Origin of the sequence: Enterobacter sp. HK169, from assembly GCF_001719105.1 — a bacterium.
GTDB lineage: Bacteria > Pseudomonadota > Gammaproteobacteria > Enterobacterales > Enterobacteriaceae > Enterobacter > Enterobacter asburiae_B.
Genome location: NZ_CP017087.1, coordinates 3,752,995 through 3,776,925, shown reverse-complemented (window position 1 = coordinate 3,776,925; position 23,931 = coordinate 3,752,995). Strand labels below are relative to the sequence as shown.

20 protein-coding genes are annotated in these 23,931 nt (G+C 56.8%); 11 read left to right on the top strand and 9 right to left on the bottom strand.

The window, feature by feature from the left end; all coding sequences use genetic code 11:
• Positions 1–6: 6 nt before the first annotated feature.
• The 3 genes from fhuA to hrpB form a co-directional block, all read right to left on the bottom strand.
• Positions 7–2,256 (bottom strand): ferrichrome porin FhuA, encoded by a 2,250-nt coding sequence (gene fhuA / locus EnteroDNA1_RS17890; RefSeq protein WP_069303676.1) that lies wholly within the window; start codon positions 2,254–2,256, stop codon positions 7–9.
• Between the two features lie 235 nt (positions 2,257–2,491).
• The gene (gene mrcB, locus EnteroDNA1_RS17885) at positions 2,492–5,017 is read right to left on the bottom strand and encodes a bifunctional glycosyl transferase/transpeptidase (protein WP_069303675.1); all 2,526 of its coding nucleotides are present in this window, start codon (positions 5,015–5,017) and stop codon (positions 2,492–2,494) included.
• A 188-nt stretch (positions 5,018–5,205) separates the two neighbouring features.
• Positions 5,206–7,635 carry an ATP-dependent helicase HrpB gene (gene hrpB, locus EnteroDNA1_RS17880; RefSeq protein WP_069303674.1) on the bottom strand — a complete coding sequence of 810 codons (2,430 nt, stop codon included), beginning with the start codon at positions 7,633–7,635 and terminating at the stop codon, positions 5,206–5,208.
• 73 nt (positions 7,636–7,708) lie between these two features.
• On the opposite strand from hrpB, the gene thpR reads away from it, so the two are divergent.
• The 9 genes from thpR to panD all read left to right on the top strand — a co-directional run bounded on the left by thpR (position 7,709) and on the right by panD (position 14,647).
• The gene (gene thpR / locus EnteroDNA1_RS17875) at positions 7,709–8,263 is read left to right on the top strand and encodes an RNA 2',3'-cyclic phosphodiesterase (RefSeq protein WP_069303673.1); all 555 of its coding nucleotides are present in this window, start codon (positions 7,709–7,711) and stop codon (positions 8,261–8,263) included.
• Complete coding sequence (gene sfsA / locus EnteroDNA1_RS17870; RefSeq protein ID WP_033144658.1) at positions 8,253–8,957, top strand: DNA/RNA nuclease SfsA; 705 nt, start codon at positions 8,253–8,255, stop codon at positions 8,955–8,957. Before thpR ends, sfsA begins: the two co-directional genes overlap by 11 nt.
• A gap of 176 nt (positions 8,958–9,133) precedes the next feature.
• On the top strand, positions 9,134–9,589 hold the full coding sequence (gene dksA, locus EnteroDNA1_RS17865; RefSeq protein ID WP_001155232.1) for an RNA polymerase-binding protein DksA: 456 nt from the start codon (positions 9,134–9,136) through the stop codon (positions 9,587–9,589).
• A gap of 59 nt (positions 9,590–9,648) precedes the next feature.
• Positions 9,649–10,539, top strand: a complete 891-nt coding sequence (gene gluQRS, locus EnteroDNA1_RS17860) for a tRNA glutamyl-Q(34) synthetase GluQRS (protein ID WP_047060102.1) — start codon at positions 9,649–9,651, stop codon at positions 10,537–10,539.
• Positions 10,540–10,581: 42 nt separating this feature from the next.
• Positions 10,582–11,979: a polynucleotide adenylyltransferase PcnB gene (gene pcnB / locus EnteroDNA1_RS17855; RefSeq protein ID WP_072162357.1), complete on the top strand. Its 1,398-nt coding sequence runs from the start codon at positions 10,582–10,584 to the stop codon at positions 11,977–11,979.
• Positions 11,976–12,455 (top strand): 2-amino-4-hydroxy-6-hydroxymethyldihydropteridine diphosphokinase, encoded by a 480-nt coding sequence (folK, locus tag EnteroDNA1_RS17850; RefSeq protein WP_069303672.1) that lies wholly within the window; start codon positions 11,976–11,978, stop codon positions 12,453–12,455. The genes pcnB and folK overlap by 4 nt, the downstream gene beginning before the upstream one ends.
• A 123-nt stretch (positions 12,456–12,578) precedes the next feature.
• Positions 12,579–13,370, top strand: coding sequence for a 3-methyl-2-oxobutanoate hydroxymethyltransferase (gene panB, locus EnteroDNA1_RS17845; protein ID WP_014882600.1), 792 nt, complete (start codon positions 12,579–12,581; stop codon positions 13,368–13,370).
• A gap of 11 nt (positions 13,371–13,381) precedes the next feature.
• A complete protein-coding gene (panC, locus tag EnteroDNA1_RS17840; RefSeq protein WP_023310431.1) occupies positions 13,382–14,233 on the top strand; it encodes a pantoate--beta-alanine ligase in 852 nt (283 codons plus the stop codon).
• A gap of 33 nt (positions 14,234–14,266) precedes the next feature.
• Positions 14,267–14,647 carry an aspartate 1-decarboxylase gene (panD, locus tag EnteroDNA1_RS17835; RefSeq protein WP_006810068.1) on the top strand — a complete coding sequence of 127 codons (381 nt, stop codon included), beginning with the start codon at positions 14,267–14,269 and terminating at the stop codon, positions 14,645–14,647.
• 3 nt (positions 14,648–14,650) lie between these two features.
• Here the strand turns inward: panD and EnteroDNA1_RS17830 are convergent, their stop codons facing one another.
• From EnteroDNA1_RS17830 to EnteroDNA1_RS17815, 4 genes are all read right to left on the bottom strand, one after another.
• Positions 14,651–15,898, bottom strand: a complete 1,248-nt coding sequence (locus EnteroDNA1_RS17830) for a polysaccharide deacetylase family protein (RefSeq protein ID WP_069303671.1) — start codon at positions 15,896–15,898, stop codon at positions 14,651–14,653.
• A gap of 62 nt (positions 15,899–15,960) precedes the next feature.
• Entirely contained in the window at positions 15,961–16,401 is a 441-nt protein-coding gene (locus EnteroDNA1_RS17825) for a PTS sugar transporter subunit IIA (protein ID WP_033144654.1), read from the bottom strand.
• A 104-nt stretch (positions 16,402–16,505) separates the two neighbouring features.
• Positions 16,506–17,276 carry an ABC transporter permease gene (locus tag EnteroDNA1_RS17820; RefSeq protein WP_023310428.1) on the bottom strand — a complete coding sequence of 257 codons (771 nt, stop codon included), beginning with the start codon at positions 17,274–17,276 and terminating at the stop codon, positions 16,506–16,508.
• Positions 17,273–18,199 (bottom strand): ABC transporter ATP-binding protein, encoded by a 927-nt coding sequence (locus tag EnteroDNA1_RS17815; RefSeq protein WP_032660633.1) that lies wholly within the window; start codon positions 18,197–18,199, stop codon positions 17,273–17,275. The genes EnteroDNA1_RS17820 and EnteroDNA1_RS17815 overlap by 4 nt, the downstream gene beginning before the upstream one ends.
• A 107-nt stretch (positions 18,200–18,306) precedes the next feature.
• Here EnteroDNA1_RS17815 and can point away from each other — a divergent pair, with 107 nt between their 5' ends.
• Positions 18,307–18,969, top strand: coding sequence for a carbonate dehydratase (can, locus tag EnteroDNA1_RS17810; RefSeq protein ID WP_008501947.1), 663 nt, complete (start codon positions 18,307–18,309; stop codon positions 18,967–18,969).
• A gap of 62 nt (positions 18,970–19,031) precedes the next feature.
• Here can and hpt read toward each other — a convergent pair whose 3' ends face one another.
• Positions 19,032–19,568: a hypoxanthine phosphoribosyltransferase gene (hpt, locus tag EnteroDNA1_RS17805; protein ID WP_008501948.1), complete on the bottom strand. Its 537-nt coding sequence runs from the start codon at positions 19,566–19,568 to the stop codon at positions 19,032–19,034.
• Between the two features lie 208 nt (positions 19,569–19,776).
• Between hpt and EnteroDNA1_RS17800 the strand changes: the two genes are divergently transcribed.
• Positions 19,777–22,167, top strand: coding sequence for a glucose/quinate/shikimate family membrane-bound PQQ-dependent dehydrogenase (locus EnteroDNA1_RS17800; RefSeq protein WP_059445810.1), 2,391 nt, complete (start codon positions 19,777–19,779; stop codon positions 22,165–22,167).
• 105 nt (positions 22,168–22,272) lie between these two features.
• On the opposite strand, the gene cueO is transcribed toward EnteroDNA1_RS17800, so the two are convergent.
• Entirely contained in the window at positions 22,273–23,841 is a 1,569-nt protein-coding gene (gene cueO, locus EnteroDNA1_RS17795) for a multicopper oxidase CueO (RefSeq protein ID WP_064673247.1), read from the bottom strand.
• Positions 23,842–23,931: the final 90 nt, after the last annotated feature.

Below are 23,931 nucleotides of genomic sequence, written 5' to 3'. Positions count from 1 at the left end.
GAGAGATTAGAAGCGGAAGGTCGCGGTGGCAACAACCTGACGTTCAGCACCCCAGAAGCAGCCGTAGGTATTGAAGCAGCTGGCAACGTACTCACGATCGAACAGGTTGTTCACGTGCAGCGCCACGTTTGAGCCCGCCATGCCAACGCGTGCCAGATCGTATCTGACCAGCGCATCGACAACGGTGTAGCTGCCCACCTTGAAGGAGTTCGCCGGATCGCCATAGCTTGAGCCCGTGTAACGCACGCCGGTACCCAGCGTCAGACCCGACAGCGCACCGTCAAACAGGGTGTAATCACCCCACAACGATGCCATGTGTTTTGGCACCTGAGCAGGCGTGTTGCCTTTGTAGGTGGTGTCCGTGGTGTATTCCGCATCGGTGTAGGTATAAGAACCCACCAGGTTGACGCTTGCAGACAGGGCCGCTTTCGCTTCCAGTTCTACGCCACGCGCGCGGATTTCACCGCCCTGAACCGAGAAGAAGGAGCCCGCCGGGTCCGCCATCAGGTTGTTGGTTTTGGTCAGCTGGTACAACGCACCGGTGACGACGATCGGACGATCGTTAGGCACGTATTTCACGCCCGCTTCGTACTGTTTGCCTTTAGACGGGGAGAACAGCTTGCCCTGGGCATCGGTCTGCGAAGCCGGTTCAAACGATTCGCTGTAGCTAAAGTACGGAGTTACGCCGTTATCAAACAGATAGTTAACGCCACCGCGCCAGGTGAACTGGGTATCATCACGTTTGGAGGTGGTGTTCGTCACGCGGTTGTAGGATTCCTGATCGGCCCAGTCATAACGGCCGCCCAGGGTTACCAGCACTTTATCCCACTGCGCCTGATCCTGAACGTACAGCCCCGTCTGTTTCTGACGGTTGAGGATCTGATATGGGCCGGAGGTCGCGGGATCTTTTGAGCCGAAATCAAAATCGCTGTTCACCGGGTTGTAGAGATCCAGCAGCGGAACAGAGTCGTCGTAACCGAACCAGGAGTTGATGTCATTCCGCATGCGCATAAAGTCAACGCCGGTCAGCAGGATGTGGTCCACCTCGCCGGTTGAGAATTTGCTCTGCAGCTGGGTATCAACGGTAAAGTTCTGCAGCTTTTCGTTATCGACAACGTATTTACGCGCCAGATAATGGCCTTTGTCCGATGGCGCTAGCGCGGCACACTGTTTGTTGCCGCTGTTTGCCGGATCGGTACAGACGCCATAGCCATATACGCTGTTTTGCGAGGTTTTGTTCTCGGCAAAGCGCAGGTTCTGACGCACGGTAAAGGTATCGTTGAACTCGTGGTCGAAGCTGTATCCCACCATTTTCTGGTTACGGGAATAGGTATTGTTCTTCGCGCCTTCGTTGAAGTTCGTCGGCAAACGATCGCCGTTCGGCAGCGGCTCAACCGTTCCCTCTTTTGGCAACCAGCCGTAGTAGCCCGTTTCAGGCTCGTTCTGGAAGTAGGAGAGGAACGTGAAGGTGGTTTTATCATCCGGACGCCATGAGAACGATGGCGCGATGGCGTAACGCTGCTCTTCCGCACGCTCCTGCTGAGCGTTATTAGAACGCGCAACGCCCGTTAAGCGATAAGAGTAAACGCCGTCGTCGTCGATCGCATCGCTAAAGTCAAACCCGGTCTGGAACAGGCTATCCGTGCCGACTTTGAACTGGATCTCTTTCAGCGGCTCGGTTGTTGGGCGCTTACTGACCATGTTCAGCAAACCGCCCGGGCTGCTTTTGCCGTACAGAACGGAAACCGGACCGCGCATGATTTCGGCGCGCTCCAGCATGTAAGGATCAATTACCGCGTCGTTATAGAAGTTCCCCTGCATTTTCATGCCGTCGAGGTAGTTATTCTGCGTCTGGCCATCGGCCGCGAAGCCGCGGATGATCAAATAGTCATAGGTGTTAGACGCGCCGCGCGTGCCTACCGCAACGCCCGGCGTGTAGCTCAGGGCTTCTTTCACCGAGCGCGGCTGATGCAGCGCCATCTCTTCGGCCGTGACCACAGAAATAGACTGCGGAACCTTTTGAATAGGGGTATCCGTTTTGGTTCCGGTCGCGGATTGCCGTGCGGCGATGGTCGCAGCAGGCCCCCAGGCACTTTCCTGTGCCGCAGGTGCTGCGGTAACCGTAATGGTTTCTTCTTTTTTCGGGGTTTCGGCCGCGTGAGCATAAGCAGACATGCCGGCAACCGCTGTGGCGACGACGACCGCGAGCTTACGCAGCGACGTGTTCATTGGCTGAGCAGTATTGGAAAGCGCCATGTTGAATCTCTGATGTGAAAGTGAATGATAACGTAAACGAGAATTATTATTATGAGCGCCAGAATAATATGCGAAACGCTGGTTGCATAGCAAGCAGTAAGCGGCCCTATGAGAATTAAGGGTTTAAGAAATCATCAAGAGAAAACGAAGGGTTAATCAGAGTTAAAGAGAGGGTTAACGAAATGAGGTTTACGGGTAAAAAAAGCCCCCTTCCAGGGAAGAGGGCTTTAAAAGCTTAGTTACCGCCGAACATGTCTTTAATCCAGCCCGCGACACCGTCGCTGTCTTTCTTCTCATTCTGCTGCTGCGGCTGTTGCTGCTGCGGCTGCTGTGGCTGAGAAGACTGGTCGAACGGATTACCCGTTGGCTGTTCTGGCTGGCTTTGCTGGCACAGCGAGTCCGGGTTTGCGGTCCAGACAGGCAGCGTACGCATCCCGCCGCCGCAGACGAAGTTACCGGAGCTGTCCACGCCCATATCGACGATATCTTCCGGCGCAACCAGATTCAGCGGCACAGGAGACTGATTTGCCAGATAGCGCTGGTAAATCGACATCGCCCCGCTCGCGCCGTACAGCTTGGTTGGCTGGTTGTTGTCGCGGCCTACCCAGGTGATCACCACTTCACGGCCATCAATACCGGCGAACCAGGTATCGACGTTGTTGTTGGTGGTCCCGGTTTTACCCGCCAGATGCAGACCCGGATACTTCGCGCCCAGCTGACGGCCGGTACCGCGCTGCACGACCTGCTGCATCGTCCACAGCGTCATATAGGCGGCCTGAGCGGGAACGGCACGCTCCGCCTGCGGGAAGCTCTGATAAAGCACGGAACCATCTTCGGCAATCACTGAGCGCAGGGCAGACAGCGGCGCGCGGTTGCCCCCGCTGGCAATGGTCTGGAACGCCTGCGCCACTTCGATCGGCGTCAGGTTAAGCGCGCCGAGGATCATCGCCGGCACCGGATGCAGCTGATCTTTCGCCACGCCCAGCTTTTGCCAGGTATCGACAATCGCCGGCAGTCCCAGCGACATGCCCAGGTTCACCGTTGGCACGTTCATGGAACGGGTCAACGCATCCACCAGCATGACCTGACCGCTGAACTGTTTATCATCGTTCTGCGGTGACCAGACCTGGCCGTTAGGCTGGCGCAGGGAGATCGGCGCATCCGCAATCCAGGTATTCAGGCGATACTGATTTGGCTGGCTCAGGGCTGTGAGGTAGGTTGCCGGTTTTGCCAGAGAGCCGATTGAGCGACGCGCCTGCATCGCACGGTTGTAGCCTGCAAACTGCGGCTCGGCCCCGCCCACCATCGCGCGCACTTCGCCGGTGTTACGGTCAACCACCACCATCGCGGTTTCAAGATCGGAGAGCTTACGCTGTTTCTTCAGCGCCGGAATGCCTTCCACAGCCGCCTTTTCGGCCGCATCCTGCGCCACGGAGTCAAAGGTGGTGAAGATCTTCACGCCGGAGAGATCTTTGACCTTATCGCCGAGCTTGCTTTGCAGCTCCTGACGCACCAGCTGCATAAACGCAGGCTGAGGCGAAATCACGCCGCCGCGCGGCTGAACGCCGAGCGGACGCGCGCTCAGCATGTCGTACAGCTCCTGGTCAATCACCTGCTGCTGTTGCAGCAGACGCAGAACGAGGTTACGACGCTCCAGCGCCAGTTTCGGGTTACGCCACGGGTTATAAATGGACGCCCCTTTCACCATGCCCACCAGCAGCGCCTGCTGGTCCAGGCTCAGCTCTTCCACCGGACGGCCAAAGTAGTACAGGCTCGCCAGCGGGAAGCCGCGGATTTCGTTATCGCCGCTCTGACCGAGGTACACCTCGTTCATGTACAGCTCAAGGATACGATCCTTGCTGTAGCGCGCATCCATCAGCACGGCCATGTAGGCTTCGTTCGCTTTACGCCAGTAAGAGCGTTCGCTGGAGAGGAACAGGTTTTTCACCAGCTGCTGGGTCAGCGTACTCGCTCCCTGCACGGTGCGACCGGCAGTCAGGTTAGCCAGTACCGCACGGCCAATCGAGTAGAGGCTAATGCCATCGTGCTCGTAGAAGTGACGGTCTTCGGTTGCCAGCAGGGTATCAACCAGCAGATCCGGGAAGCCGTTACGCGCCACGAACAGGCGCTGCTCGCCGTTTGCTGACGAAAGCATGGTGATCAGACGCGGATCGAGGCGGAAGAAACCGAACTGACGGTTGTTATCCATGTTCTCGATGGTGTCCAGACGATCGCCGTCAAAGGTCAGACGCGCGCGCACCTGCCCCTCTTTGCTGTCCGGGAAATCAAACGGACGACGGATCATCTCAATGCTGTTGGACTGCACGGTAAATTCGCCAGGACGGGTCATTTTAGACACCTGACGATACTGGGTGGCTTCCAGCAGTTTAACCATCTCGTTTTTGGTGATGGACATATCTGGCTCAAGGTTCACCATACGGCCATACACTGCCGCAGGGAGCTGCCAGACTTTACCGTCGATACGGCTGCGGATCTTCTGATCCAGATACACGCCGTAAATTGCCATCAGGACAACAAAAACAATAAACAGCTTCAGCAGCAGCCAGAACCAGCCGCGCTTGCCCCGAGGCTTACGCCCTTTGCCTTTTCCATTACGCGGCATCGGTTCTTCATCCTCATAATCGTCTTCATAGTCATCGTCATAGTCCTCATCTCTGAGGCGACGACGGCTTACCTTTTCTTTCGCCGGACGCGCTGGTTTTCCCTTACGTCCTATTGGCTCGCGGTCATTCCCCGCCATGCTTTTTCTCCGCAACTTTCAGGCGCAAAGGCCAGATTTTCTTTTCTTTCACAGGCCTGTGAAAGAAGAAATCTCTCAAAATAAACAGCAAGACTTTCCTGTCAGGAAAGTCTTTAGTGTTTTCTCCCTCTCCCCGTGGGAGAGGGCCGGGGTGAGGGCATCAGGCCGCACTCCCTCTTTCACCTAACCTACGAATATTTCTTCGTTCGCCGCGTCGGCGCCGTATTCGCCGGATCGTCCGGCCAGACATGTTTGGGATATCGCCCCTTCATCTCTTTCTGCACTTCACGGTAGCTTCCCGCCCAGAACGCTCCCAAATCTCGGGTGATTTGTAATGGACGATGCGCAGGCGACAGCAGTTCAAGCACTAACGGCACACGCCCTTCCGCAATGGACGGCGTGGTGGCTTCACCAAACATCTCCTGCATCCGAACCGCCAGCGCCGGCGGATTATCCTCATGATAACGGACGGCAATCCGGCTTCCAGTCGGCACAGTGTAATGCCCTGGCAGTTCACTATCCAGACGTTGACGTAATGACCAGTCCAGTAAATTCTGTAACGCGGTCTTAACATCAAGCGCCTTAAGGGCTCGCAGAGAGTGTACGCCGCTCATTTGCGGCAGTAGCCAGCGCTCAAGCGTAGCGAGCAGCGTCTCGTCATCCACCGCAGGCCAACCGTATTCCGGTAGCCACTTCGCGGCGCAGTGCAGACGAATGCGGTACTGCTCCGCTTCCGGCGTCCAGTTCAGGGCGCTCAGCCCTTTTTCCCGAATACCGTTCAGCATCGCCTGATGAAGCTCGTCTTCCGACGGCTTCGCCAGCGGCTTCGTCCCAAGCGTCAACTTGCCAATCTGGCTGCGACGAAAGGCCTTCAGCGTGCCCTGGGCGTCATCCCATTCCACGGTATCAGATTGCTGAAGCAGCTGCGGACAGGCACGCGTCAGGGCGTCAATATCTACGGCTATCGCCAGCAGGATACGCGCATCCGGAGAATGGCTGCCCTGCAGCAACAGCGGGGCGATCAGCCATTCGTGACGCGTCAGCGCATCATCGCTGTCCAGCATCGCTCCCATGCCGTTTGCCAGCTGGTAGCGACCATCCAGCCCGCGCCGACGCGCGATCCTGTCCGGGAAAGCCTGGGCCAGCAGGAAGGCAATCTTATCGCTGTCAGGCGCACCTCCCCGGCTATTCAGGCGTTTGCCCAGCTGCTGCGCCCGCTGCTGCCAGTTCCCCTGGTTGCGCGAAAACGCCTGACCCAGATCGCTGCTGCCACCGCGAGGCGGCTCCTCAAGAATAGCCGCCAGTTTTGCCGCCGTGGCAATTTCATCTTCCCCTTGCGCGGCCACCAGCATCGCGGCCAGACGCGGATCGTTGCCCAGCGCCGCCATTTTCTGGCCGCGCGCCGTCAGACGCTCGCCTTCCAGCGCGCCAAGCTGCGTCAGCAACGTGCGCGCAGCGGTGAGGTTTACGACAGGAGGAGGATTAAGCCAGGTGAGCTGCTCAGGGTTCGGGCAGCCCCACTGGAGCAGATCCATCACCAGACCAGACAAATCGCTTTGTAAAATTTCCGGCGTGCTTTGCTGTGCGGCGCGTTCAGCCTGCTCCGCGCTGGTCAAATGCAGGCAGATGCCCGGCTCAAGACGCCCCGCACGGCCCGCGCGCTGCACCATCGACGCCTGGCTGATGCGCTGCGTCAGGAGTTTAGTCAGCCCGGTACGAGGGTCAAAGCTTGCCACCCGCTCCTGCGCGCTATCCACCACCAGGCGAATACCTTCAATGGTCAAACTGGTTTCAGCAATGTTGGTTGCCAGCACCACCTTGCGCTGCCCCGCCGGCGCGGGAAGGATCGCTTTACGCTGATCCTGTAGCGACAACGCGCCGTAGAGCGGGCAAAGCAGCACGTCGCCGCCTGCGCGGGTAGAAAGCTGCTCCTGCACGCGCTGAATTTCACCGACGCCCGGCAAAAACAGCAGCAGGGAACCGGCTTCCTGGCGCAGCAGCTCAGCGGTGGCAATGGCGACGGCCTCGTCAAAACGCTGGTGGGAGGGAAGCGGCTGATAGCGGCGTTCAACCGGAAACGCCCGCCCTTCTGAGCTGATGACCGGCGCACCGGGTAATGCCTGTCGTAGCCGCTCGTTATCCAGCGTGGCCGACATAATAAGCAGCCTGAGATCGTCGCGTAGCCCCTGCTGCACGTCCAGCAACAGGGCGAGGGCCAGATCCGCCTGCAGGCTGCGCTCGTGGAATTCATCGAGGATCACCAGCCCGACGCCGTTCAGCTCCGGATCGTTTTGCAGCATGCGGGTGAGAATACCCTCGGTGACTACTTCAAGACGCGTGTTCGGACCAACGCAGGCCTCGGCACGCATCCTGTAACCTACCGTTTCGCCCGGTTTTTCATTCAGCAGTTCCGCCAGACGCTGCGCCACGTTGCGCGCGGCCAGCCTGCGCGGCTCCAGCAGGATAATTTTCCCGCGGATATTTCCGTCTTTCAGAATCTGCAGCGGCAGCCAGGTGGACTTGCCCGCGCCCGTAGGGGCATTCAGCAAAACCTGTGGGGAATGGCGTAAGGCAGCGAGAAGCTCAGGAAGAATGACGGCGACCGGCAATGAGGACACTAACAGCTCCAGAGGGTTAACATTAGTCGGCGTACATTGTAGCATCGGCGCATATCATTACCGAGTCCTCCGTATGCCTGAGTCGAAACGGCTGTTTTTTGCCATTGAATTGCCCACCACCATACAGCGTCAAATTGTTCGCTGGCGCGCCGATTGCTTTTCGCCGGAAGCGGGCCGCCCTGTCGCGGCGGCCAACCTGCACATGACGCTGGCCTTTTTGGGCGACGTTAGTGCCGAAAAACAGCGGGCGTTAGCCGCAATGGCCGGGCGTATTGCCCAGCCGGAATTTACGCTGCATCTCGACGACGCGGGTCAGTGGCCGCGTTCGCGCGTGGTCTGGCTGGGAACGCGCCAGCCGCCGCGCGGATTATTGCAGCTGGCGAATATGCTGCGCGCCCAGGCGGCGCGCAGCGGCTGTTATCAGAGCCCACAGCCGTTTCATCCACATATCACGCTGCTGCGCGATGCCGGTCAGGCCGTTGCCATCCCGCCGCCGGGTTTTCACTGGGCCTTTCCGGTCAACGCATTCGCGCTTTACGAATCCGTCTTTGCACAGGGACGCACCCGCTATACGCCGCTACAGCGCTGGACGCTGGGCAATACTGAAAGGAATTCTGATGAAGTTTAGTCCTCCCCTGCAGCACGCTACGCTTATCCAGCGATACAAACGCTTCCTCGCCGACGTGATCACCCCCGAAGGGGTTCAGCTCACCCTGCACTGCCCCAATACCGGCGCCATGACGGGGTGTGCGACGCCGGGTGACAGGGTCTGGTATTCCACTTCAGAAAATAGTAAACGCAAATATGCCCATACCTGGGAAGTGACCGAAACCCAAAACGGGGCATTTATTTGCGTTAATACCCAGCGCGCAAATCAGCTGGTTAAGGAAGCGCTGACCCTTGGCGCCATTCCCGAACTGGTGGGATATGGCACGCATAAAAGTGAAGTGAAATATGGCGATGAAGGCAGCAGAATTGACTTCATGTTACAGGCGGAAGACAGGCCCGAGTGCTATATTGAAGTAAAATCAGTGACGTTAGCGGAACAGGAAAATGGCTACTTCCCGGATGCGGTAACGCTGCGTGGCCAGAAGCATCTGCGAGAGCTAATGAGTGTTGCGGCGGCGGGCAAACGCGCCGTATTGCTGTTTGCGGTGTTGCATTCAGCCATTGAACGTTTCTCCCCTGCCCGCCATATTGATCCTAAATACGCGCAATTGTTGCATGAGGCACAAAAGCAGGGGGTAGAGGTTTTCGCTTATAAAGCGGAACTTTCTGCCGATAATATGACTCTGAGATCCTCTCTTCCCATTGTCTTGTAAGGGATTAGACGATTGTCGAATAAGTGTTCTGGCCGCGTGCGCAAATACGCTTTTCCTCACAGGCTTGTCAAGTGTTACGTTTAGATAATTGCCTTACGGAAAAGCATCTGCTATTTATAGCGACCTGATTTTTCCCCCAACACGGGGATCGATAGTGCGTGTTAAGGAGAAGCAACATGCAAGAAGGGCAAAACCGTAAAACATCGTCCCTGAGTATTCTCGCCATCGCTGGGGTGGAGCCGTATCAAGAGAAGCCGGGCGAAGAGTATATGAACGAAGCCCAGCTGTCGCACTTCAAGCGTATTCTTGAAGCATGGCGTAATCAACTCAGGGATGAAGTCGATCGCACCGTTACTCATATGCAGGATGAAGCTGCCAACTTCCCGGATCCGGTAGACCGTGCCGCTCAGGAAGAAGAGTTCAGCCTCGAACTGCGTAACCGTGACCGCGAACGCAAACTGATCAAAAAGATCGAGAAAACGCTGAAAAAAGTCGAAGACGAAGATTTTGGCTACTGCGAATCCTGCGGTGTTGAAATCGGTATTCGTCGCCTGGAAGCGCGTCCAACCGCCGATCTGTGCATCGACTGTAAAACGCTGGCCGAAATCCGCGAAAAACAGATGGCCGGTTAATACCAGCGCTGTTTACACACTCCAAAGGCGGGAGTCTCTCCCGCCTTGTTACTGTTGATATGTCTGAATCACACTATATTGGGCGCTTCGCGCCATCCCCTTCCGGTGAATTACACTTCGGCTCATTAATTGCCGCGCTCGGCAGCTACCTGCAGGCTCGCGCCCGCCTGGGAAAATGGCTTGTCCGCATTGAAGATATTGACCCTCCGCGTGAAGTTCCCGGTGCTGCAGACACTATTCTGCGTCAGCTGGAACATTACGGTCTTCACTGGGATGACGAGGTGCTCTGGCAGTCAAAACGTCACGATGCCTATCGGGAACGTCTGGCCTGGCTTCGCGATCGGGGGCTTTCCTATAACTGCACCTGCACCCGCGCGCGTATCCAGAGCGTGGGTGGCGTCTATGACGGCCACTGCCGCACGCTTAATCTTCCCCCGGAAAATGCCGCCGTACGTATAAAGCAGCGCTCCCCGGTGACGCACTTTAACGATCTCCTCTCCGGTGAGATTCATGCCGATGAACGTCTGGCGCGTGAGGATTTTATTATTCACCGCCGTGACGGCCTTTTCGCCTATAACCTGGCGGTGGTCGTCGACGATCGTTTTCAGGGCGTGACGGAAATTGTGCGCGGGGCGGATCTGGTCGAGCCGACCGTGCGACAAATATCGCTGTATCACCAGTTTGGCTGGACGGCCCCGGACTACATTCATCTGCCGCTGGCGGTCAATGCGCAGGGCTTTAAATTGTCAAAGCAGAACCACGCCCCGGCCCTGCCAGACGGCGATCCGCGTCCTGTTTTGATCGACGCGCTGCGATTTCTCAACCAGAATGTAACCAACGAATGGCAGGATCTGCGTATTGACGAACTGCTGAAAATGGCCGTTGCCAACTGGACGCTCGCGGCAGTGCCAAAAATCCAGCATTCTCAAATGCGTTGCGCTGAGCTATGATTAGCCGCTTTTTTCATAACAAAACACACTACGAGGTGTACCATTTTTACCCGAGTCGCTAATTTTTGCCGTAAAGTGCTAAGCCGCGAAGAGAGCATGGCGAACGATGCTATTGCACAGCCACACATGTCGGTTATTCCGCGTGAGCAGCACACTATTTCCCGCAAAGATATCAGTGAAAATGCCCTCAAGGTGCTCTATCGTCTGAATAAAGCGGGCTACGAGGCCTATCTCGTGGGCGGTGGAGTACGTGATTTACTGCTGGGCAAAAAACCAAAAGATTTCGACGTGACGACCAGCGCCACGCCTGAACAGGTGCGCAAATTATTCCGCAACTGCCGTCTCGTTGGCCGCCGTTTCCGTCTGGCTCACGTGATGTTTGGGCCGGAAATTATCGAAGTGGCGACCTTCCGCGGCCACCACGAAGCGGGCGCATCCGATCGCACCACGTCACAGCGCGGCCAGAACGGCATGCTGCTGCGCGACAATATCTTCGGCTCTATCGAAGAAGATGCCCAGCGTCGCGACTTCACCATCAACAGCCTTTATTACAGCGTGGCGGATTTCACCGTGCGTGATTACGTCGGCGGCATGCAGGACCTGAAAGAAGGTCTGATCCGTCTGATTGGCACGCCGGAAACGCGCTATCGCGAAGATCCCGTGCGTATGCTGCGCGCCGTGCGTTTCGCCGCCAAGCTCAATATGCGCATCAGCCCGGAAACGGCAGAGCCGATTCCGCGCCTGGCGACGCTGATTAACGACGTGCCGCCTGCCCGCCTGTTTGAAGAGGCGCTGAAGCTGCTGCAGGCTGGCCACGGCTTTGAAACCTACAACCTGCTGCGCGAATACAACCTGTTCCAGCCCCTGTTTCCGACCATTACCCGCTACTTCACCGAAAGCGGTGACAGCCCAATGGAGCGGATGATTGCGCAGGTGCTGAAAAATACCGATACCCGTATTCGCAACGACATGCGCGTCAATCCGGCGTTCCTGTTTGCGGCGATGTTCTGGTATCCGCTGCTGGAAACGGCCCAGCGAATTACCCAGGAGAGCGGGCTTGCCTATTATGACGCCTTCGCGCTGGCCGCAAACGACGTGCTGGACGAAGGGTGCCGTACGCTCGCTATTCCAAAACGCATTACCACGCTGGTGCGCGATATCTGGCAGCTTCAGCTGCGCATGTCCCGTCGTCAGGGCAAACGCGCCTGGAAGCTGATGGAGCATCCAAAATTCCGCGCCGCCTTCGATCTGCTGTCGCTGCGTGCTGAAATTGAACGCAACCAGGAGCTGCAGCGCCTGGCGCAGTGGTGGGCCGAATTCCAGGTTTCCGCACCGCCGGAGCAAAAAGATATGCTCACCGGGCTGGATGAAGAGCCGGAACCGCGTCGCCGCCATCGTCGTCCGCGCAAACGCGCGCCGCGTCGTGAAGGGACAGCATGACCCTCGCGTATATCGCCATCGGCAGCAATTTAGCCTCTCCGCTGGAGCAGGTGAACGCTGCCGTACAGGCGCTGGGGGAGATCCCGCAAAGCAAGCTCGTGGCGGTCTCCTCTTTCTACCGCACGCCGCCGCTGGGCCCGCAGGATCAGCCTGATTATCTCAATGCCGCCGTGGTGCTGGAAACTGCCCTTGATGCCGAAACGCTGCTGGATAACACCCAGCGCATCGAACTGCAGCAGGGCCGCGTACGCAAAGCCGAGCGCTGGGGACCGCGCACGCTGGACCTCGACATTATGCTGTTTGGTCACGAAACCATTAACACTGAACGTCTCACCGTTCCGCATTACGACATGAAAAACCGCGGGTTTATGCTCTGGCCGCTGTTTGAAGTCGCACCCGATCTCATCTTCCCGGATGGCATCCCACTCCGGACCATTCTGGACAACCTCAACGCGGAAAGACCCGCCCGCTGGTGATCCGGTTCCCCTGCCTATTAGCCTCAAAATAATTGTGGCTAATCGGTTACCTAAAATCATTGTTCCCCCGAATGTTACTGTTAGAATGCGCAAAGATTCGCTTTTGGGCTATCAGGAAACAGTATGAAACCAACCACCATCTCCTTACTGCAGAAATGCAAACAGGAAAAAAAACGCTTCGCCACCATCACCGCGTATGACTACAGCTTCGCCAAACTCTTTGCCGAAGAGGGTATCAACGTCATGCTGGTCGGAGATTCGTTAGGGATGACGGTACAAGGACATGATTCCACCCTGCCGGTCACGGTTGAGGATATCGCTTACCACACCCGTGCGGTGCGCCGCGGGGCTCCAGCCTGCCTGCTGCTCTCCGATCTGCCGTTTATGGCCTATGCCACGCCGGAGCAGGCATTCGAAAACGCGGCAGCGGTCATGCGTGCTGGCGCTAACATGGTCAAAATTGAAGGCGGTGCCTGGCTGGTGGATACGGTGAAGATGCTCACCGAGCGCGCCGTGCCGGTGTGCGGCCATTTGGGCTTGACGCCGCAGTCCGTCAACATCTTTGGTGGATATAAAGTGCAGGGCCGCGGTGACGCCGCCCAGACGCTGTTTGATGATGCCCTGGCGCTGGAAGCCGCAGGCGCCCAGCTGCTGGTGCTGGAGTGCGTGCCGGTTGAGCTGGCGAAGCGTATTACTGAAGCCCTGTCGATTCCGGTGATTGGTATTGGCGCAGGCAACGTGACCGACGGTCAGATCCTGGTGATGCACGACGCCTTTGGCATCACCGGCGGGCATATTCCGAAGTTTGCCAAAAATTTCCTCACCGAAGCGGGCGACATGCGCGCTGCGGTCAGGCAGTATATTGCCGACGTTGAATCCGGTGTTTACCCGGGTGAAGAACACAGTTTCCATTAAGGAGTCTCGTTGTGCTAATCATTGAAACCCTGCCGCTGCTGCGCCAGCATATCCGTCGCGCGCGTCAGGAAGGTAAACGTATCGCACTGGTCCCGACCATGGGCAACCTGCATGACGGCCATATGAAGCTGGTTGACGAAGCAAGAGCCCGTGCAGATATCGTGGTGGTCAGTATCTTCGTTAACCCAATGCAGTTTGACCGCGCCGACGATCTGGCACGCTATCCGCGCACCCTGCAGGAAGATTGCGAGAAGCTCAAAAAACGCCATGCGGATATTGTCTTCTCTCCGGCACCGGCGGATGTCTATCCTCAGGGTACCGATGAGGCCACCTACGTTGACGTACCGGGCATTTCCACCATGCTGGAAGGCGCAAGCCGCCCGGGTCATTTCCGCGGCGTATCGACCATCGTCAGCAAGCTGTTCAACCTGGTGCAGCCGGACGTTGCCTGCTTCGGTGAGAAAGATTTCCAGCAGCTGGCGCTGATCCGCAAGATGGTTGCGGATATGGGCTACGATATCGAGATTGTCGGCGTACCGATTGTACGCGCGAAAGACGGTCTGGCGCTCAGCTCGCGAAATGGCTACCTGACCGCGGACCAGCGTAAAATCGCGCCGGGCTTAAGCAAGGTCATGAACACCATGGCAGAACAGCTGCTGGCGAAAGAGTTAACGGCCGAAGAGATTATTGCTCTGGCTGAACAGGCGCTGAACGATAAAGGCTTCCGCGCTGATGATATTCAAATTCGCGATGCCGACACGCTTCTGGAGCTTACACAGACCAGCAAACGTGCGGTCATTCTGGTGGCGGCATGGCTCGGTCAGGCCCGCCTAATCGACAACAAAGTGGTTGAACTGGCGTAGGTTTCTCTACCCGGAAGATGAAAGGTAAACGTAATGATTCGCAAAATGCTGCAAGGTAAGCTTCACCGTGTGAAAGTCACCCAGGCCGACCTGCACTATGAAGGCTCCTGCGCCATCGACCAGGATTTCCTTGATGCTGCGGGCATCCTTGAAAACGAAGCGATTGATATCTGGAACGTTAACAACGGCAAACGTTTCTCCACCTACGCCATCGCCGCCGAGCGCGGGTCTAAAATCATCTCCGTTAACGGCGCGGCAGCGCACTGCGCGGACGTGGGCGATATTGTGATTATCGCCAGCTTCGTGATGATGTCTGATGAAGAAGCGCGCCGCTGGCAGCCGAAAGTTGCATACTTTGAAGGCGACAACGACATGAAACGTACCGCGAAGGCGATTCCGGTTCAGGTTGCATAAGCACTATCCCTGCGGCTGATTGCTGATCAGCCGCGACATGGTCTCCAGCGAATCCGTTCTTAAGATGTACAGGCGTTTCAGTAAGAACGGATTATCCCCCGGCTTCACCTTCCCTTTCACCGTCGTCACCGCCAGATGGAAACCGGCATCATTCGCCGCCTTTATCGCTTTATTGTCGTAGCCGCCAAACGGATAGGAAAGATAGAGCACGCGTGGATTAAACTGCGCCAGCGCGCGACGCGAGCGTTCAAAATCAAACAAAATCACGTGATAGCTGCGGCTCAGTAAAATCGGGTGCTTATACCCATCCACGCGGTGCAGGAAGTGGGTGTGGGACTGAATATCGAACACATCCTGAATCCCCTTAATCTCCTGCACGCTCATAAACTGCAGCGATTTTGGATCCCACTTCTGCGGATGGCCTTTTATGCGGGAAGAGATAATAAACGCGGTTGCCTTGAAGCCGTACTCTTTCAGCACAGGATAGGCATAGCGGCTGACGGATTTCAGGCCATCGTCAAAGGTAATCACCACCGATTTTGCAGGCAGGTTCATTTTGTTACGCACGTACCCTTCAAGCTGATACATCGTCAGGGTGGTATAGCCCTGATCGCGTAGCCAGGCCATCTGGTTGTTGAACGCACGTACGCTTGTCGTTGTGGACGTATGTCGAAAGCGCGTGTTTTCTTCATCACGCAAAATATGATGGTAGGTCAGAACCGGAAGGCCGTTATCTTCCTGCGCGTCCAGGCTGCTGATCCACGCCAGACGATTGCCGATGCGGATTTGGAACCAGGTCTGATTCAGACGGTCTTTCAGTTTATTCAGTATGGGGTAGCGCAGATTGGCGCTTAACGTGCCGAAAGGCGCGCTGCCGCTCGACGGCGCGTTATACACCGGCGTGTCTTTCCAGGTAATGAGGTTCTGATTGCTCAGGGGCTTATTGAGATCCCCGAGGCTGTCCTCGACGCGCTGTTTCCCCTGAACCGGCTCCAGGTGGCCCTTGTCGATAAACCCCGTGCCAAAACCGAAGCGAAATTCGTAGTAGTCCGCCGCCGCGGGCACAACGGCCAGGATCTGCCCGGCGCGCACGTTACCGACGTTGATCAGGCTGTTCCCCACCTGCGCCCAGATCGCCGCGTCTTCGGTGGTTTGCATGTACTGGGCAGGCAGCGTGTGCTGACTGAGTAAACTGGCTGAGCTGACGCCGGAAATGAGCATCAATAGCAAGAAAAGAATGCGCGGTAGCATGGTGTCTTAATCGGTGCGGAAAACTGCCGCTATTGTAACAAATGAGACATCAATACCTACGTTTAATTCTTATACAAATCGTGGAGCAGGACGAAGGGAGGATTTTTTTGCTGCTGATGCCACAAGCTGCTGACGCCCGGAACGCCCTGCGCCACGATGGCCTGGCGAAACTCTGCGCTGCTTAAGGATCCACGCTGCGGATACATTAACGCCAGCAGGGAGAAGTTAATACCCGAGATCACTTCACAGCACGCGTGCTTATGACTCAGCAACGCGGCTGCGCGGTAAGGCGCCGCGCCCGATTTATCGGTAAGAAAAATCACGCCATCCCCGGTGTCCGTTTCATGCAGGGCATCGCACATCATGCGGCTCAGCATATTGGTGCTCAACCCGCGCCAGTAGTTTACCGCCCGGCATTGCACCAGCGGGCCAAATCTGGCTTCAAGCTTATCCAGCATTTCCTGCGCCTGTTCATCGTGGCAGGTGATAACCCATCCCAGCATAACTCCCTCCTTAGCAGGCAAGTAGTTTAGCGGAGTGAAGGTTAGCTTACGGTGATAACTGTCAAAGAAAGTGCCCGGCAAACAGAGCGTCGCCGGGCAAAAGATTAGCTGCGCAGCCCGCGTCCGCGCTGGATCAGCGACCAGCAGAGCAGGTAGAAGGCGATGATGAACACCACCAGTACCGCCACCGTGGTAAACAGCGGCACATCGGTGATGCCGAGGAAGCCAAAGCGGAACCCGCTGATCATGTAGACAATCGGGTTCAGGTGCGACAGCGCCTGCCAGAACGGTGGCAGCAGCGTCAGGGAGTAGAACACCCCGCCGAGATAGGTCAGCGGCGTCAGCACGAAGGTCGGGATCAGGCTGATATCGTCAAACGTTTTGGCGAACACGGCGTTCAGCAGACCGGCCAGCGAGAAGAGGATCGCCGTCAGAAGCAGCGTCAGCGCGACAAACAGCCACGAGTGGACCTGGAACGGCACGAAGAACAGCGAAATCGCCGTGACCAGGATCCCCACGCACAGCCCGCGCGCCACGCCGCCGCCGACATAGCCCGCGATAATAACGTGCGTCGGCACCGGCGCGACCAGCAGCTCTTCAATATTGCGCTGGAACTTGGCGCTAAAGAACGACGACGCCACGTTGGCGTAGGCATTGGTGATCACCGCCATCATGATCAGGCCCGGCACGATAAACTGCATATAGGTAAAGCCGTGCATCTCACCAATTCGGGAACCAATCAGGTTACCGAAGATAATGAAATAGAGCGTCATCGTGATAACCGGCGGCACCAGGGTTTGCACCCAGATACGCATAAAGCGGTTGATCTCTTTCGCCCAGATACTTTTCAGCGCGACCCAGTAAAGATGCGTCATGCCTTGTCTCCTTGTTTGTCATGTACCAGAGAGACAAACAGCTCTTCCAGTCGGTTCGCTTTGTTACGCATACTTAAAACCTGAATCCCCTGCGCGCTCAGCTGTGAGAACACGCTGTTAATCCCCTGCTCGCGCAGCACTTCCACTTCCAGCGTTGAGGTATCTACCAGACGATAGTTGTAACCTTCAAGTTTTGGCAGCGCGCTTTTCGCCGCCAGATCGAGAATGAAGGTTTCGGATTTCAGCTTGGAGAGCAGATTCTTCATCGAGGTGTTTTCCACCAGCTCGCCGTTCTGAATGATGCCGATATTGCGGCACAGCATTTCAGCCTCTTCCAGATAGTGGGTGGTCAGAATAATGGTGGTGCCTTTGTCGTTGAGATCTTTCAGGAAGCCCCACATGGAGCGACGAAGTTCGATATCAACACCCGCTGTCGGTTCATCGAGGATCAGCAGCTTTGGCTCGTGCATCAGCGCACGGGCAATCATCAGGCGGCGCTTCATCCCGCCGGACAACATGCGCGCGCGTTCGTTACGCTTTTCCCACAGATCGAGCTGCTTAAGGTATTTTTCGCTACGCTCGAGGGCCTCTTTACGCTCAACGCCGTAATAGCCCGCCTGGTTAACGACAATTTGCTGCACCGTCTCGAATGGGTTGAAGTTGAACTCCTGCGGAACCAGCCCCAGCTGGCGCTTGGCGTTCACCACGTCTTTTTGCAGGTCGTACCCAAAGACGCTCACCCGGCCGGACGTTTTATTGACCAGCGAGCTGATAATCCCAATGGTGGTCGATTTCCCCGCCCCGTTCGGCCCCAGAAGCGCGTAAAAATCGCCGGCCTCTACTTTCAGATCTATTCCGCGTAGCGCCTGAACGCCACCCGGATAGGTTTTTTTAAGCTGCTCAAGCTCCAGTGCAATTGCCATGAAATTAACTTACCTTCAGTTCTTACACACGTTGTGTGGTTTCATTAAAAGTCGGGTTACCCTATAGTAGCGCAACGCAATAACTCGGTTACAGGTCGCTAACCTCCATGAACAACATAGATACACTCATCAGCAACAATGCACTATGGTCAAAAATGCTGGTGGAGGAAGACCCCGGATTTTTTGGAAAACTCGCGCAGGCTCAGAACCCACGCTTTCTCTGGATTGGATGTTCCGACAGCCGCGTACCGGCGGAGCGCCTGACCGGCCTTGAACCCGGCGAACTGTTTGTTCACCGCAATGTCGCCAATCTCGTGATTCACACCGATCTCAACTGTCTTTCTGTTGTTCAGTATGCCGTGGACGTTCTGCAAGTCGAGCACATCATCATTTGCGGCCATTATGGCTGCGGCGGCGTGCAGGCGGCGGTTGAAAACACGGAACTGGGGCTCATTGATAACTGGCTACTGCACATCCGCGATATCTGGTTCAAACATAGCTCACTGCTGGGCGAAATGCCGCAGGAGCGTCGCATGGATACCCTTTGCGAACTCAACGTGATGGAGCAGGTGTATAACCTGGGCCACTCAACGATCATGCAATCAGCGTGGAAACGCGGGCAGAAGGTCTCTATCCACGGCTGGGCGTACGGGATTCACGATGGCCTGCTGCGCAATCTGGAAGTGACCGCCACCAACCGCGAAACGCTGGAGCAGCGTTACCGTTCGGGGATTGCCAACCTTCAGCTTAAGCATGTAAATCATAAATAAAGCCGGGGATTTTCTCCCTCTCCCTGTGGGAGAGGGCCGGGGGTGAGGACATCAGCCCTCGATTACTCGTCCAGCAGTACCACTTTCCCCACATACGGCAGATGACGATAACGCTGCGCGTAGTCAATGCCGTAACCGACGACGAATTCGTCAGGAATCGAGAAGCCCACGAACTCTACCGGCACCTGCACTTCGCGACGGTCAGGTTTATCCAGCAGCGTACAAATCGCCAGAGATTTTGGCTCGCGCAGGCTCAGGATCTCGCGCACTTTTGACAGCGTGTTGCCGGAGTCGATAATGTCCTCAACGATCAACACATCTTTGCCACGAATATCTTCATCCAGATCTTTCAGGATTTTCACATCACGGGTAGTGGACATGCCGCTGCCGTAGCTGGAGGCGGTCATAAAATCGACCTCATGGGGCACATGCACCTCACGGCACAGGTCTGCCATGAACATGAAAGAGCCGCGCAACAGACCGACCAGCACCATTTCGCTGCCGCTGTCCTTGTAATGTTCGGTGATTTGACGACCCAGTTCGGCGATACGCGCTTTGATCTCGGCTTCCGGGATCATCACTTCAACAGTATGTTTCATATTACTAACCAAATGATTTTAGTGAAAATCTCTCAATACGGATGAGTTAATATCCAGCACTGATACGCAAGCCAGCCATTATATCAGCAAATGGATAAGCCTGGCGTATGAGTTATAAAAAGCAAATATTGTGATTCCGATCACACTTGTTAATACCTATAATTAGTTGCTAGCAAATTATTAACAAAAACTGACGAGTACACTTTCTATGGCTGAAACAAACTCTAAACAGCCGCGTCTACTGGTGACATTAACAGCCGCATTCGCAGCCTTCTGCGCGCTGTATCTGTTAATCGGTGGCGTCTGGCTGGTCGCTTTAGGCGGCTCCTGGTACTACCCGATTGCGGGTCTGGTTATGGTTGCCGTAACCGTCCTGCTGTTGCGTAGAAAACAATCTGCACTGTGGCTGTATGCCGCCCTCCTTCTTGCCACCATGATCTGGGGCGTCTGGGAAGTCGGGTTCGACTTCTGGGCACTGACGCCGCGCAGCGACATCCTGGTCTTCTTCGGTATCTGGCTGATCCTGCCGTTCGTCTGGCGTCGCCTGATTGTGCCGTCCAGCGGTGCGGTGGCGGGCCTGGTTGTTGCCCTGCTGATTACCGGCGGCATTCTGACCTGGGCCGGTTTTAACGACCCACAGGAGATCAACGGTACGCTGAACGCAGAATCCACGCCTGCTGCGGCTATCTCGCAGGTCGCTGACGGCGACTGGCCTGCGTATGGTCGTAACCAGGAAGGTCAACGCTACTCTCCGCTGAAGCAGATCAACGCGGACAACGTTAAAAACCTGAAGGAAGCCTGGGTATTCCGTACCGGCGATGTGAAGATGCCGAACGATCCGGGCGAGCTGACCAACGAAGTGACGCCGATTAAAGTCGGCAACATGCTTTATCTGTGTACGGCGCACCAGCGTCTGTTCGCGCTCGACGCGGCCACCGGTAAAGAGAAATGGCACTTCGATCCGCAGCTGAATTCCAACCCGTCCTTCCAGCACGTCACCTGCCGCGGCGTCTCTTACCACGAAGCGCGCGCCGATAATGCCAGCCCGGAGGTCATTGCCGACTGTCCTCGCCGCATTATGCTGCCGGTGAACGATGGTCGTCTGTTCGCCATCAATGCCGAAACGGGCAAGCTGTGTGAAACCTTTGCCAACAAAGGTATCCTGAACCTGCAGACCAACATGCCGGACACCACGCCGGGTCTGTATGAGCCAACCTCACCGCCAATCATCACCGATAAAACCATCGTGATTGCCGGTTCGGTAACGGATAACTTCTCCACGCGTGAAACCTCCGGCGTAATCCGTGGTTTCGACGTGAACACCGGTAAACTGCTGTGGGCCTTCGACCCGGGCGCGAAAGATCCCAACGCGATCCCGTCGGACGAGCACACCTTTACCTTTAACTCGCCAAACTCCTGGGCGCCAGCGGCGTATGACGCGAAGCTGGACCTGGTCTATCTGCCAATGGGTGTGACCACGCCAGATATCTGGGGCGGTAACCGCACGCCGGAGCAGGAGCGTTATGCGAGCGCTATCGTGGCGCTGAACGCGACCACCGGTAAGCTGGCATGGAGCTACCAGACCGTTCACCACGATCTGTGGGATATGGATATGCCGTCCCAGCCGACGCTGGCGGACATTACCGTTGACGGCAAAACCGTTCCGGTGATTTACGCGCCGGCCAAGACGGGCAACATCTTCGTGCTGGATCGCAGCAACGGTAAGCTGGTTGTGCCAGCACCGGAAAAACCGGTTCCGCAGGGCGCGGCGAAAGGCGATTACGTCAGCAAAACCCAGCCGTTCTCTGACCTGAGCTTCCGTCCGAAGAAAGACCTCAGCGGTGCGGACATGTGGGGCGCCACCATGTTTGACCAGCTGGTGTGCCGCGTGATGTTCCACCAGCTGCGCTATGAAGGCATCTTCACGCCGCCGTCTGAGCAGGGCACGCTGGTCTTCCCGGGTAACCTGGGGATGTTCGAGTGGGGCGGGATCTCCGTTGACCCTAACCGTCAGGTGGCGATTGCCAACCCGATGGCGCTGCCGTTCGTTTCCCGCTTGATCCCACGCGGTCCGGGCAACCCAATGGAGCAGCCGAAAGACGCGAAAGGCAGCGGTACCGAAGCCGGCATTCAGCCGCAGTACGGCGTGCCGTTTGGCGTGACGCTGAACCCGTTCCTGTCGCCGTTTGGTCTGCCGTGTAAACAGCCTGCCTGGGGTTATATCTCCGGTCTGGATCTGAAGACTAACCAGATCGTATGGAAAAAACGTATTGGTACGCCACAGGACAGCATGCCGTTCCCGATGCCGGTTCCGGTGCCGTTCAATATGGGTATGCCAATGCTGGGTGGCCCAATTTCCACCGCCGGTAACGTGCTGTTCATCGCGGCAACCGCAGATAACTACCTGCGCGCGTACAACATGACCAACGGTGAAAAACTGTGGCAGGGCCGTCTGCCGGCGGGTGGCCAGGCCACGCCGATGACCTATGAGGTGAATGGCAAGCAGTACGTTGTCATCTCAGCGGGTGGTCACGGTTCGTTTGGCACCAAGATGGGCGACTACATCGTCGCGTATGCGTTGCCTGACGAAGGCAAATAAAAGCAAAACGGCAACTTCGGTTGCCGTTTTTGTGTTTGTTCCCTCTCCCTGTGGGAGAGGGTCAGGGTGAGGGCATCAGGCCGCACCTGCGACCACCCGGCTTTTTTATACCGTGAACCCCAGCATCATCCCCGTATCCTCATGCTCCAGCAGGTGGCAGTGCGCCATATAGGCAAACTCCTTCGGCGCCTCGTGGTCAAACTTCACCAGCACCTCGCTGACGCCGCCTTCCACTCTCACCGTATCTTTCCAGCCCGCGCGATGCGCATCCGGCGCTTTGCCGTTCTCTGTGAGAATGCGGAACTGGGTGCCGTGGATATGGAACGGGTGCAGCATCATGTCCCCTTCGCCTGAAATCACCCAGCGCTCGAGCTGACCTTTTGTCGCTGCAAACATCGGCGTGTTCATGTCGAACGCTTTGCCGTTGATCATGTTGGCGTTGTGGAAATCAAAGCCATGGTCGCCGTGATTCATATTCCCCATGCCGCCCATTTTGCCGTGGTCCATATTCATGTGGCCCATCATCTGGCCGTGCTGCATCCCCGCCATCGCCTTATCGCCATATTTCGCCATCAGCGCCTGCATGCCCATCATATCGAGCATCGGGTTCATGGAGAGCTGCAGCTTGCGCTGCGTAAGCCCCTCCAGCGACGGGAGGGCTGGCAGGGTGGTTAACGTATCAGGCAGCGTGCCGGATGCGGCCACCAGCAGCGGCTGAATACGCAGCACCGGATGCGGCTTATCAAACGGTGCGACCGCCATCCCCATCTGGCTCACCGGCAGCGTCACGAGGTCAAACGGCTTACCGTCGCTGATATCCACCAGCACCTCAAAGCGTTCGCCCATGAGCATCGGCAGCTCGCTCACCTTCACCGGCTCCGGCAGCAGGCCGCCGTCGCTGGCTACCACATACAGCGGGCGTTTATCGCTGGCGGCGAAATTCAGCGAGCGCGCGTTACAGCCGTTGAGCAGGCGCAGGCGCAGCCAGCCTTTCGGCGCGGCATGCTGAGGGTAAATGGCGCCGTTGGTCAGCAACGTGTCGCCAAACCAGCCTACCGCCGCGCTCATCACGTCCAGCTGGTAGTCAATTTGCCCGTCAGCGTTGAATTTCTTGTCCTGCACAATCACCGGTACGTCGTCGATGCCCCACTGTTTCGGCAGGCGCAGCAGGCGGCTTTCGTCGTCTTCAATCAGCACCAGCCCCGCCAGCCCCATCGCCACCTGATGGCCCGTTTTGCCATGCTGATGCGGATGGAACCAGCAGGTCGCCGCGCGCTGATCGGGCGTAAAGGTCACGCTGCGCGTACCGCCCGCTTTGATGATGCCCTGCGGCCCGCCGTCCACCTCGCCCGGCACTTCCAGCCCGTGCCAGTGCAGCGTCGTCTCTTCGACGAGCGTGTTGTGGATATCCACCGTCACCGCTTTCCCTTTACGTAGCTGAAGCGCCGGACCGAGCAAATTGCCGTTATAGCCCCACGTCGTGGCGTTGTGCTCGCCGAACGTCGTTTGACCGGCCTGAACCACAAGCTGGATACGGCTGCGGGCGTCAGCGGTCAGTAAGTCAGGAATGGGTAAGGCAGGCCTGTCGGCCGCGAAAACCGCGCGGCTCCAGAGAGGTAATGCGCTGGCAGCCCCCAGCACAGCGGAATATTTTAAAAAATCACGACGTTGCATGTTCATTTCCTTATTTCCAGCAGGCGATCTTTTGAGCATAAACCCTCCCCTTACCGGAAGGTCAAGTAAAGCGGCAATAATAAAGATCGT